Below are 13,086 nucleotides of genomic sequence, written 5' to 3'. Positions count from 1 at the left end.
CGAGCTGCTCCAAACCTCCGCTTACGCCCGACTCTCCGCCGCTCATAGGGCGTGATTACGAGCTCTCCTTGCCGCGATTGAGCTCTCATACCGTGCGAGCTCTTCCATGGTCATTGCGGTCACGCGAAAATCGACATGCGCGCCCCCTCGCTCCAGTGTGCGGGCAACAAGGAACGCGAATTCGGCCCTGGACTCGTCGTGGCCCAGATTGCCGGCCGTGGCCAGGATGATTTCCCAGCCGCGGGCGCGTAGGCGGTTGCGTTTCTCCTGGTCGCGTCTCCACTGTTCCCTGTCCGTGCGATGCTGATCCCCGTCGTATTCGACCGCCACGAGGAAATCCGGCCATGCCATGTCCAACGTCATCGGGGCGCCCGTCTTGAACGAGGAATCCGGCACATGATAATTCAATATTGGGTGCGGGATGCCGTGGCTGCGAAGCAGGAGATGGGACTCCGATTCTTTGGGCGACCTCGCTCCGGGAATCATGAGTCCCGTGGCAGTCTGGCATTTCTTTTTGCCGTGAAATGACAGGGGGCTCTTGCTCAGCGCGATAAAGGATCGTATGTGGCCGCCGAAGTCCGTTGCCGAATCGTTCGTCCGAAGATCCAAGGCGGCGATGATGGACTCCCCGAGGATGACGAGTTCCCGCAAAGGAAGATGCGTAGCCATCTGCGCCCAGGTATGGAACAGATCGAGCGCGTACACGTACTGGTTGATTCGCACGTTGCGCGCGGTCTTGAGCAAGGTCCAGACATGAGGTTGTACGAGGCCTCTCAGACTATGCATGCGCTGGCGTTTGCTGCTTGAGACCGTGTGCAGCCTGTCGGGGTCCATGGCGCAGTTCGACGGCAGCGGTACGGCTTGCAGCATCAATGATGTGGTCATACCGAACAGCAGTGGTTTGCCGGCCCGTTGCGCGACTTCCGTACAATGCTGGATGATGTCGCGTTTGCGTTGCGACAGACTGCCATACATCGAATTGGCGGCGAAATCGTTGCGGTTTGACGAATATGGACTGGCGCATGTGTTGGCATGCTGTGTGCCGAGCGTATCCGGAGGCTCGTCGCCGAAGACGCCGGGCGGGGGTGTGGGGAAAGGCCGACCGAAGGTATTGGCGTTGGTTCTATTGGATGATGTTGTGCTCATGATGTCACGGTAGCGGGTGCCGCAATGAGCCGCCACCTGAACCGGTGCATGTGGTTCGAGCTTATGTGGATAACTTGAATGTGGATAACCGGGCTGTCCGGCTGTCCGGGTGCCGCGGGCGCGCACTTCGGGACCATTGGCCCGCATGCCGTATTTTGTGTTCGCACGAATCAGGCAAAAGCCTTCAAAAACGCTTTGTGCGCCGGCATGCGGGATCGCGATCGCCGGAATTCCGCCCTTCCCCGCATGGCCGATCCCGACAGTGGCCTGCGACGGCGCGCACAAACCACGGTTCCGGAAAGGCAACGCGGTTCGTGCGCACGCGCCGCCGGGTCCTTCTCCCGCGGAGCGTCTTCCGCGAGGCCAAAGCCGCCGGAACCAGTCGGCCGTTGGCATGCCGGCGACGTTCCCGCAGGCCCGGACCCGGAACATAAACACCACACCCAGCTCCCACAACTCTGTTCCCTGTAACCCTATAAGACGGAAAACAAAAGAAAAGCCCGGTTCCGAAGAACCGGGCCGGAGAAAGGAGAGAGAAGAAGAAAGGAATTCAGTTATTGCGACCTCGTGGCCGTAAGTCCTATATAACAACCCCAAGCTCATTGCAACATACAAACCACCTGAAAACTGCATGAAAAACAGTGCCTGCCGTTTCCGTGGTCCCTGTCCTGCCGCTGGAGTTGTGACATAAGTGTGGCATTTCGCTGTCGGCGCTGGCCGCAAAACAAAAAACCGTTGGAATTCCAACGGTTTTCGACTGGAGCGGATGACGGGAATCGAACCCGCGTAATCAGTTTGGAAGACTGAGGCTCTACCATTGAGCTACATCCGCGCTAGGTCGTCGCTTTTGGCGACTTGAGACATTATACATAGGAATCCGACGCAAGCAACTTCGTCTGTCGTGCCTCGTGCCTCGGCGTGTGGCATCGGACCATGACGCAGGGGAAAATGCTGTTGCGAGCGGGGTTGCGAGTACCATGGTTGCGGACATGAAACATATGGTGTGCCCGCGCATGGTGCGCCCGCGCTGCTCGCGCTGCCAACAGCGCGAGTACACCATCAACAGCACAGGGCTGGACGACAGGACGGAGGATCATGGCGGACGTCGACGCAACCGTGCACTTCAATGCAGTCGCACAGTCTCACGCACAGCCTCACGCGCAGACCGACTCGCAGACTGACGCACAGATCAAGACGCAGGCCGACGCGCAGCCCGACAGGCGCGATGCCGAATCCGATCCGCTTGCCTCTGACGCCGAATCCGAACTTGCTCAGCTCATCAGACCCACGTTAACCGAAGAGCCCACGGAGCCCAACGAGGCCATCGAAGTGGTGGGCGGCAAAGTCGAAACGGTGGAAGTGTCCAAGCATCCTACCCCCTCGATTCCTGAAACCGACCTTTCGTTGGCGGAAATCGAACGGCGACGCTCCCATCCGGTCCGCTGGATCGTGGTGATTCTGGCGGCGTTGACGGCCATGATTGCGCCGTACTGGTTCGGTCGCTCGCTAGCCGTGAACGATACCTATGCCGTGCTGGGTGCTCTTGGTGGGGTGTCCGCCCAAGGCATTGCGTTGATCGGCTGGACCGCCGTGGTGATCGCCTATGTGGGGCTTGCGATGGCTGTAGTCGTTTCTCCTTCATGGCCGTGGCTGATCGTATTCGTTATCGGCCTTGCCGGCGAGCAATTCATAGCCGGCCTGAGCATGCTCAATCTGAACTTCTGGTATTCCACGTATGTGGTGTACGGCGACCAGGCCAATCTGGCGAACGCCGCTAACATCGGCATTATGGCGGCGGCGATCGGCATCGCCGTATATGCGGTGATTTTCGTGGGGCTATTGGTCGTCATCAAAAAAACGTCGCCACTGAACGTGCTGACCAAAAGCTGGGCGAGTTTCATTCTGTACTTTGCGATCGAGGCGCTCGCACTGTTCGTCGTACTGTTCGGCGGTGTGCTGACCGTGCTGTGACGCGGCAGACGGTCCGCCCCCTGACCTATAGTTTCCACTTGGCGTGATTTCGCCCGCGGATAGAGAGCGTTTCGAGCGAGCCCGCACGGAACACCGCGCAACGACCATATTAAGGAGGATGCCGTGGCACTGACGGCTGAAGAGAAGACCCAGATTATCAACGAGTACGCAACGCACGAAGGTGACACCGGTTCCCCCGAGGTTCAGGTTGCTCTGCTGTCCAAGCGCATCGCCGACCTGACCGAGCACCTGAAGCAGCACAAGCACGACCACCACTCCCGTCGTGGTATGCAGCTCATGATCGGTGATCGTCGTCGTCTGCTTGACTACCTCAAGCGCGTTGACATCAACCGTTACCGCTCCCTCATTGAGCGTCTGGGTCTGCGTCGATAATTGAAGACTTCCGCCCGAGTGCCTAGGATGGTACTCGGGCGTTTTACATATGCCAACCAACGGCAACAACAGCAAGAGGGTTAGAGGATAGGCCGCAAAACAGGCGCCGCAAGACAGTAACAAGACAGTAAACGGTCATGTAACGATCGAGTCTGGCGCTGGAGTTCATGAGGTAAGGCCGAAGAGAGAACCCGAATGAATGGGTTGACACGAGGAAGCGGTGGCCAAGGGGCCAGCCGACACAAGGTATGTGACGTCCGCTGAAGAGGACATGCGGCACGAAACCGCATTTGCATGTAGGAATAATTAGATAAGTAAAAAAAGGAGGAACCCCATGGAGGGTCCCGAAATCAAGGCCGTTGAGGCCGTAATCGACAATGGCTCGTTCGGCAAGCGCACGCTGCGCTTCGAGACCGGCCGTCTCGCACAGCAGGCCGATGGTGCTGTGGCCGCCTATCTGGACGACGATTCGATGATTCTGTCCACCACCACCGCCGGCTCCAGCCCGAAGGAGAACTACGACTTCTTCCCGCTGACCGTCGATGTGGAAGAGAAGATGTATGCCGCCGGCAAGATTCCGGGCTCGTTCTTCCGTCGCGAAGGCCGTCCGAGCTCCGAGGCAATTCTCGCCTGCCGTATCATTGACCGTCCGCTGCGTCCGCTGTTCCCGCACACCCTGCGCAACGAGGTTCAGGTTGTCGAGACCGTGCTCGCCGTGAACCCGGATGACGCTTACGACGTCATCGCACTGAACGCTGCCTCCGCTTCCACCATGATCTCCGGTCTGCCGTTCTCCGGCCCGGTGTCCGGCGTGCGTCTGGCCCTGATCGACGGCCAGTGGGTCGCTTTCCCGCGCTGGAGCGAGCGTGAACGCGCTGTATTCGAGATCGTGGTCGCCGGCCGCGTGATCGATAACGGCGATGTGGCCATCGCTATGATCGAGGCCGGTGCCGGCAAGAACGCTTGGCACCTGATCTATGATGAGGGACAGACCAAGCCGGACGAGACCGTTGTGGCTCAGGGTCTTGAGGCCGCCAAGCCGTTCATCAAGGTGATCTGCGAAGCTCAGAACGAGCTCAAGGAGAAGGCGGCCAAGGAAACCAAGGAATTCCAGCTCTTCCCGGAGTACACCGACGAACTGTACGCTCGCATCGACGAGATCGCTCACGCTGACCTCAATGAGGCGCTCTCCATCGCCGAGAAGCTGCCGCGTCAGGATCGCATCCACGAGATCAAGGAACACGTGCGCGAAGTGCTCGCCAACGAGTTCGAAGACATGGATGATGCCGAGAAGGAGAAGGAACTCGGCAACGCCTTCAAGGAGCTGCAGCGCCAGATCGTGCGTCGCCGCATCCTGACCGAGGACTACCGCATCGACGGCCGTGGTCTGCGCGACATCCGCACCCTTTCCGCTGAAGTGGACATCGTGCCTCGCGTGCATGGCTCCGCTCTGTTCCAGCGCGGTGAAACCCAGATTCTGGGCGTCACCACTCTGAACATGCTCAAGATGGAGCAGCAGATCGACGCGCTGTCCGGTCCGCAGTCCAAGCGCTATATGCACAACTACGAGATGCCGCCGTACTCCACCGGTGAGACCGGCCGCGTCGGCTCTCCGAAGCGTCGTGAAATCGGCCACGGTGCCCTCGCCGAGAAGGCTCTCGTGCCGGTGCTGCCGAGCCGCGAAGAGTTCCCGTATGCCATCCGTCAGGTCTCCGAGGCCATTGGTTCCAATGGTTCCACGTCCATGGGCTCCGTGTGCGCCTCCACCCTGTCCCTGCTCGCCGCCGGCGTGCCGCTGAAGGCACCGGTTGCCGGCATCGCCATGGGCTTGGTCTCCGGTGATGTTGATGGCAAGCACATCTACAAGACCCTGACCGATATTCTGGGCGCCGAGGATGCTTTCGGCGATATGGACTTCAAGGTGGCTGGCACCTCCGAGTTCATCACCGCCCTGCAGCTTGACACCAAGCTGGACGGTATTCCGGCTGACATTCTGGCCGCCGCCCTGCAGCAGGCCCACGAAGCCCGCACCACCATCCTTGAGGTCATCAACGAGTGCATCGATGGTCCGGCCGAGATGAGCGAGTTCGCTCCGCGCATCATCACCACCACCGTTCCGGTTGAGAAGATCGGCGAGGTCATCGGCCCGAAGGGCAAGATGATCAACCAGATTCAGGAAGACACCGGTGCTGAAATCGCCATTGAGGATGACGGTACCGTCTTCATCTCCTCCGAGGGCGGCGAGGCCGCTGAGAAGGCCAAGGCCATCATCGACTCCATCGCCAACCCGCATGTGCCGGAAGCCGGCGAAACCTACAACGGTAAGGTTGTGAAGACCACCTCCTTCGGTGCCTTTGTGAACCTCACCCCGGGCACCGACGGTCTGCTGCACATCTCCCAGATCCGCAACCTCGCCAACGGTGAGCGCATCGACTCCGTGGAGGACGTGCTCAAGGAAGGCGACACCGTTGAGGTAGTCGTGCAGGGTGTGGACGACCGTGGCAAGATCTCCTTGGCCATCCCGGGCTTCGAAGATCAGGAGAACAACGCCGGCGCTCGCGGCGGTGCTCGTGCTGAGCGCGGCGACCGCGATGATCGCCGTGGCGGCCGCGGCTCCCGTGACGATCGCCGTGGCGGCGGCCGTGGCCGTCGTTCCGCTGATCGTGACGATCGCGACTTCGATCGTGATGAGGATCGTCCGCGTCGCCGTCGTCCGGTGGATCACGACGACTTCGAGGATGATTACGAGGATCGTCCGCGTCGCCGTCGTTCCGCTGATCGTGACGATCGCGACTTCGATCGTGATGAGGATCGTCCGCGTCGCCGCCGTCCGGTGGATCACGACGACTTCGACGATCGTGACGACGAGGATCGTCCGCGTCGCCGCCGCTCCTCCGACCGTGGCGATCGCGATTTCGACCGCGATGACCGTCGTTCGGGCTCTCGTGGTCGCGGCCGTGGTTCCGACCGCAACCCGCGCTACGCCACCGATGACAACTATGACGATTACCGCGCCGATCGCGAAGAGCGTTCCGAGCGCCCGCGCCGTCGCGTCCGTCGCGACTTCGATCCGTTCGAGGACTGAGATCCTCTCACGGATCCGTCGCGGCATGGCCGCTCCCCTCACCTACGGGGAACCCACTGGGTTCCCCGCTTGACGGTTCGGCATTCGAGGACTGAGGTCTTCGGAAAGACCTTCGCAGTGATTACGGCATCCGCTGGAAATAACTGCATGTACTAAAAAAGGACAGGCCCTATTGCGGGTCTGTCCTTTTTTAGTATTTCGGCGTCGGTGATGAAATACTGCGCACAACGGAGAGAAACGGGGTCCTTGTTGGTTTTGTGCGCGTCGTTTTCAGGTGTATTCGCAGTGAGCTCGCACAAGAATGCTGGATTTCCAACGATTCTCACCAAATAGTTCGCCGCACAACGTCACTATTTTTTGCATTGTTGCGTAAAGTGCGTACACAAATCACAACAATGCAAAAAATCGAGGCATTGTGCGGCGTCATAATGGCGAATTGCGCTCGGGGCGGGGAAGCTGTCCGCTCACCGCTCGCGAAGCGGGGCGAGCTGGAAGACTTCGTCGGACTGGGCGGCGACTTCCGGGCTATGCGTCACGATAATCACGCATTTGCCTTCGTTATGCGCCAAATCCTTGAAAATCGCCATGATGTCGTCCTGCGTGGCCAGATCGAGATTGCCGGTGGGCTCGTCGGCCAAGATGATCTGCGGGTCGTAGCTCAACGCGCGCGCAATCGCCACACGCTGCTGCTCGCCGCCGGACAGGTGCAGAATACGCTCGTTCAAATACTCCGGCTGCAGGCGCACCTTCTCGATAAGCTCGGCGGCGATTTCCTTCTTCGGCTGATCAAAGGTTTTGCCGGAGGCGTCCATGGACAGGATGATGTTCTCCGCCACGGTCAGCGCCGGCAAGAGATTGAAGCTCTGGAAGATCACGCCGATGTCATGACTGCGGAAGCGGTAGCGGTCGGCTTTGGCCAAATCTTCGCCGTTGTGCAGCACCCGACCCTTGGTCGGAGTGGTCAGTCCGGAAAGCAGCGAAAGCAGCGTGGTTTTGCCGGCTCCGGAAGGTCCAGTGATGGAGATGACACGTCCGGTGCGGAACACATAGTTCTTGTCGATAAGCACGCGCTTGCCGCCCTTGGTGTACGAGTAGGAGACGTGCTCCAATTCCAACGCCGGCTTGGCGGCAGTAGTGGTGTTTGCGGTGCTTGCAGTGTTTGCAGTGGCTGTAACGGCAGTATCCATAATAAAAATCCTTAATCGGTGTGGCGATATCTACACCGTGACAAAGAGAGCGGATGTATTACGAGCGATCGGCGAGGATCTGCAGCGGTTCGTAACGCATTACGAACACGATGCCGACCAGTGCGGAGATCAGTGTCAGGCCGAGTCCGATAAGAATCAGCTGGCCGACCACTGCGAGATTCACGGTGGCGTTGATTTCACTGACGTAATCGACGGCTTGCCTCATGCCGCCCGGTCCGCCTTGTTGTGAAGGCTGGGCAGTATTGCCTGCATTGGAGTCGGAGTTGGAGTTGGAGTCTGTGGAGGAGGAATCAGAGGAAGACGAGCTGGACGAATCCGAAGAGCTGGAGTCGGACTGCTGCTCACCGCCCGGTCCGCCGCCCATATCGGCCGCACGACCGAACTGCTGCTGCTGGCTGGACGCCTCGGATTCCTGTGCGGACACCTGCGAGGCAAGCAGCTGGTTGGACACCGGTACGGAAGCCACCGCGCCGCCGGCCACGCCAAGAGCGATGCCGCACATCGTCACAATCAGCAGTTCGATGACGAACTGTGCCGCCACCTTGGTCTTCTTCACGCCGATGGCCGTCAGTACGCCGACCTCATACTTGCGCTCGCGGATATTGAACAGGTTTAGCACCACCAGCACCACGGCACCCACCACGAGCACCACGATCAGCAGGGTCAGTGCGAACTTCGCCAGATTGTCGAGCGGCACGAGGCTGGACTCGTACTGTTCCACATCGGCGGACTGCACGGTGTACGTATCGTCCAGACCGGCCGCCTTCACGTCGGAGGCGAAAGTCTCGTAGTCGTCGGCGCTGGAAAGCACATACGTGTAGTTGAGCTGGGTGGTGGTGTCGTCGTTATCGTCGTTGGCGGTGGTGTCGGAGTCCAGACCGAGCGATTTCAGCGTGGAGACAGACGTGTAGATCGCGTTGTCGGCGTCCTGCGAAGTGCCGCCCATCGGACCCATCGCGTTCGTGTTGCTGGACGTGGTGTTCTCGTAGATGCCGCAGATGGTCAGCGTGTAGGTGAGCGAGGTGTCGCTCGGATTGGTCACGGTGATGGTGTCGCCGACGGACAGGTTGTTGAAGTCTGCCAGGGTCTTGGAGATGATGACCTTGCCGTTGTCGTCCTCGCCGTATCCGAACACTTCGCCGCTCGACATGGTGAATGTGCCGTTGGATGCGTTGGCGATGGCGGTGTCCGAGGAGAAACCGGTCAGGGTGAAGTCGCCGGAGGTCATCATATTGCCGGGGCCACCACCCTGGCCGCCTTGGCCTTGGCCGTCGCCCGGACCTTGCTGGCCGGAGCCAGAGCCGGAGCCGGACGACTCGGACGAAGAATCCGATGACGAGGAGCTGGAGTCGGATGAGTTCGCGGCATTTGCCGTGCTGGTCTCCACCGGCTGGAACGAATCGGTGCCGGAGACGCCGGTGCTTTCGGAGTAATACGAGCTGACCGGAACACTGGAGGCCTTCTCATACTTCTGGTAGTCGGCCAGCGTAAGGTTGCTGTCGTCCAGCGCACTGCGCATCGAATCGAAGTCCGGTGCGGCATCGGTGGATGAAGAGGAGGAGTCGGACGAACTGGAGGATGACGAGGCTTCACGCGCCTGCTCCATCAGTTTGCTGCGATCCACACTGATGGTGGCGGTCACGGACGTGTTCGCGAGACCGGTTTCGCGCGCAGTGCCGGCGGCGTTGCGAATAGCGAGTCCGATGGTGGCTGCCGCGGCGATAATCGCTACGATCAGCACGATCAATATATTGCGGCCTTTGTTCCGTATCACGGTTTTCCAGGCGTTGTTCAACACAAACATAGTGAGTCCTTGGGTGGGTCTGTGTCGGATGCTTTCCGGGTTCCGTAAGGAGCCCTGAAGCGGTGCTGGCTGCTTCAGACAAAGCCAGGGAAGCGCGAATCCGACTCGGCAGAGCTTTTGTTGTTGTGCAGGTTCCGTTCTGGGCATGCCTAGGCGGGACCTCTGTCCCTAACTATCGAGGCTGAAATTGATTGCCCGCTGGTGCTGGGCTGATAGCCGCTGACAAACTACGTTGCACTTGACTGGAGTCTTCCTGAACGTTCGCTGGACTGCTGAACATCGCGCGCCGTCACGCAACGTTCACTTCGGCCTCCTCGCTTTTTGCGCTCGCGCATGAAAGAATAGGTGTGGAATGGACGCCGTGTGGGCAAAGGGGCAGTTATGAGCGTTGGGGTCATTATCGGAATCATCGTTGTGATCGTGATCGTGGGCCTGATCGGTTGGGCGATCAGTGCGTACAACGGTTTGGTCGCGTTAAGGAACCGGGTGAAGAACGGCTGGGCGCAAATCGATGTGCAGCTGAAGCAACGTGCCGACCTGATTCCGAATCTGGTGGAGACCGTCAAAGGATATGCAGGACATGAGTCGAACGTGCTGACACAAGTGACCCAAGCCCGTGCCGGCGTGGTGGCGGCCGCGCAGAATCCCAACGCCACCCAAGCGCAACGTATCACCGCGGAAAATCAGCTGTCCCGAGCGTTGTTCAACCTGCAGGCAACCGCTGAGGCTTACCCACAGCTGCAGGCCAATCAGAACTTTATGGACCTGCAGGCCCAGCTCAAGGAACTGGAGAACAAGATCGCATACGCGCGTCAGTTCTACAACGATGTGGTGTTGAAGCTCAACACCGCCATCGAAACCGTGCCGACCAACATCATCGCCGGCCTGTTCCACTTTGAACAGGCGCAGTACTTCGAGGCGGATGTGGCCGATCGCCAAGCCCCGCAGGTCAAATTCTAAGCATCAGACCCTCGCAGAGGTCTGGGTGCCGGCTGCACTGGGGAATCCGGGGGAGGGGAAACAGCAATGAGAAAGAGACTGATTCGAGCCACTATCTTCAGTATGGCTATCACATTGCTCGTTGGCGGCGTATTCACGATGTATGCGATGGGTATGATTACCGTGGCTGTCACCGGCGAGGACCTGAGCTATCGCACGCTTGACTATGACGCCACCATCACCCGCGGAGGCGACCTCAAGGTCACGCAGCATATCGACATGAAGCTGCTGAAACGCGACGACGATAACGGCGACACCAAGCCATGGAAGCAGTTGTATCAGCAGTACACGTTGCGTACCGGCAATCTCACCGATATCAGTGACATTACCGTGCGCAACGTGACCGAAGGCGTCACGTACCAGCAGCAAAGCGAACCGAAACTGCCGGACGCTGTGGCAAGTGACGCCATATGGGATTCCGATTACGCCGACCATTGGTATATCGCGGATGTGACCGGCGGTACGAACGCCGCTCGCCCCTACACGCCCGGCACGGATGCCTTGGATGTTACCGCATACGGCACCGACGCCGCCAGCAAAACCGTGGAAATCGGTTGGAATATCCCGGCAACCGTCTCGGCCGACTCCATGAAATTCGACGTGTCGTTCACCATGCACAATGTGGCCGCCCAGTGGGATGACATCGCCAGCTTCCAATGGGAGCCGCTTGGCAAGTCCAATGCGGTGCCGATCGGCACGGTCAGCGGCACCGTACACTTCCCCGACAGCATCACCGCAGACACGTCGTGGGCGTGGCTGCACACCGAACGCACGTCCGAAACCAGTCGTGCCGCCGACGGCAGCCTGAAATTCAAAGCCTACAACGTGCGTTCCGGCGACTATCTGGACGTGGTTGCCGCGTTCAAAGCTGGTCCGAAAGACACCGGTATCAATGCGGCCCGTTATCAGTCCGGTGACCATCTGGACACACTGAAACACAGCGAATACCAGCAGGAGCAGCAGTGGCGCGATAAGCAGCGCACGATGGCCCGCATCCGGCTGGGCATATGGATTGCGATTGTGTTGTTCGGCCTTATCTTCTGTGCGTGGGGAATCGCGGCCGTCATCACCAGCAATAAAAATACAAAATACCGCGGCCCTATCGAATATTGGCGTGACCAGCCTGGCATCAGTCCGGCTTCGGCCGCACGACTCATCGATGTAGTGGAGTCGCCGAAGCATTCGCGGCCAATGAACCGTGAGCTTACGGCAACCATGCTGTCGCTTGCCGTCAAGAAGGCCGTCGCCATCTATCCGGGGCCGGCAGATATGTATCGCGGCATCGATATGAGCAAAGCCACGCCGGTGAGCCTGAGCCATATGATCGATGGGGATTCCGGCAGACGCCGGGCCGCACGATTCACGAGCACCATCGTGATTCTGCCGTCAGCCATCGATGGTGTGCCGAACGCCGAGCAGTTGGGCTTAAGCGAATCCGAGAACGCGCTGCTGAACCTTTTGATTGTGATATCCGAGCGTGTGGGATCCCCGGTATTCGACTTCGGTCAGATGAAACAGGCCTGCAAGGATTGGGAAGACGGTTATGTGGAGCTCGGCAAGTTCACAGGCGCTTGCGACATTGAATATGCACGACTGAACGCCTCGCGCTCGCGTAGATGGCAGTCGATTACCGCCGGTGCGTTTGCCGCCGTGATCGGCTATGGGTCCATGATTGGCAACACGGATATTGGATATGCGGCAGTCGGCATTATTCTTGGGCTACCGCTAATCCTTGTCGGCCTGTTTTGTGCTCTGGCCGGCGCGACGCACGAGCTGACCGAACAAGGCCAGGAAATCGCCGGCAAATGCTTGGGGCTCAAGCATTACATGCAGGATTTCTCCAGTTTCACCGATCGCGGTACCGCTGATTTGGCCATGTGGGATTGGTATATGGTGTACGCCGCCGCATTTGGCATCAGCGACCGCGTGGCCGCCGAACTGGCCAAGGCGTATCCGCAGGTCGCCGACCCGCGCTGGCTCGACGACAACGCTTCCGATTCCACGCTCTACTGGTCCTATCGTTCGCATAGCTGGAATGACGATGCCCGCTATGGTTATGGCGCGCAGGGCAGTACGCAGAACGTCGGTGGTGGTCTCGCCGGCCAATTCGGCGCGAACTCGATGTTCGGCGGTTCCTCCTATGTGCCGAGCCTGAGCTTCAGCGATCTCGGCTCCCAGCTTTCCTCCGGTTTCGCAGACATCACATCCACTATCAGTGCTGCCGCTCCCAGCTCGTCGGACGGTTCCAGCGGCGGCTTCTCCGGCGGCGGTTTTGGTGGATCGTCCGGCGGCTCTGGCGGCGGCTCGTTCGGCGGACGCTAAATGTGCGGCAGCTGGGTTGATGATGGGTTGATGATGGGTAATCGTGACGGACGATCGTGACGCAATTCACCACACATTGTGCGGCTCGACTGCGATGGAACAGCGAAACGGCTTATAGTGGCCAGTGGAAGTGTTGATAACCCGGCCAACAACATAAG

The 13,086-nt window shown here is 59.4% G+C and carries 8 protein-coding genes and 1 tRNA gene; 5 read left to right on the top strand and 4 right to left on the bottom strand.

The window, feature by feature from the left end; genetic code table 11:
* Positions 1-42 precede the first annotated feature (42 nt).
* Complete coding sequence (locus G1C97_RS12340; protein ID WP_240951103.1) at positions 43-1,602, bottom strand: endonuclease domain-containing protein; 1,560 nt, start codon at positions 1,600-1,602, stop codon at positions 43-45.
* A 302-nt stretch (positions 1,603-1,904) separates the two neighbouring features.
* Positions 1,905-1,978 (bottom strand) — tRNA-Gly (locus G1C97_RS09695).
* 446 nt (positions 1,979-2,424) lie between these two features.
* Here G1C97_RS09695 and G1C97_RS09690 point away from each other — a divergent pair.
* From G1C97_RS09690 to G1C97_RS09680, 3 genes are all read left to right on the top strand, one after another.
* Complete coding sequence (locus G1C97_RS09690) at positions 2,425-3,117, top strand: hypothetical protein (protein WP_169241600.1); 693 nt, start codon at positions 2,425-2,427, stop codon at positions 3,115-3,117.
* A 123-nt stretch (positions 3,118-3,240) separates the two neighbouring features.
* Entirely contained in the window at positions 3,241-3,510 is a 270-nt protein-coding gene (gene rpsO / locus G1C97_RS09685) for a 30S ribosomal protein S15 (RefSeq protein ID WP_109058111.1), read from the top strand.
* Positions 3,511-3,844: 334 nt separating this feature from the next.
* Positions 3,845-6,595, top strand: coding sequence for a polyribonucleotide nucleotidyltransferase (locus G1C97_RS09680; RefSeq protein WP_100496934.1), 2,751 nt, complete (start codon positions 3,845-3,847; stop codon positions 6,593-6,595).
* Between the two features lie 464 nt (positions 6,596-7,059).
* Here the strand turns inward: G1C97_RS09680 and G1C97_RS09675 are convergent, their stop codons facing one another.
* Complete coding sequence (locus G1C97_RS09675) at positions 7,060-7,782, bottom strand: ABC transporter ATP-binding protein (protein WP_169241581.1); 723 nt, start codon at positions 7,780-7,782, stop codon at positions 7,060-7,062.
* Positions 7,783-7,840: 58 nt separating this feature from the next.
* Positions 7,841-9,607, bottom strand: a complete 1,767-nt coding sequence (locus tag G1C97_RS09670) for an ABC transporter permease (protein ID WP_169241580.1) — start codon at positions 9,605-9,607, stop codon at positions 7,841-7,843.
* A gap of 381 nt (positions 9,608-9,988) precedes the next feature.
* Here G1C97_RS09670 and G1C97_RS09665 point away from each other — a divergent pair, with 381 nt between their 5' ends.
* Positions 9,989-10,567, top strand: a complete 579-nt coding sequence (locus tag G1C97_RS09665) for a LemA family protein (protein ID WP_100496937.1) — start codon at positions 9,989-9,991, stop codon at positions 10,565-10,567.
* A gap of 66 nt (positions 10,568-10,633) precedes the next feature.
* A complete protein-coding gene (locus G1C97_RS09660) occupies positions 10,634-12,928 on the top strand; it encodes a DUF2207 domain-containing protein (protein WP_169241579.1) in 2,295 nt (764 codons plus the stop codon).
* The last annotated feature ends 158 nt before the right edge of the window (positions 12,929-13,086 follow it).

Source organism: Bifidobacterium olomucense, from assembly GCF_012932375.1.
GTDB classification, from domain to species: Bacteria; Actinomycetota; Actinomycetes; order Actinomycetales; family Bifidobacteriaceae; genus Bifidobacterium; species Bifidobacterium olomucense.
This window is presented reverse-complemented; position numbering and strand designations above follow the sequence as displayed.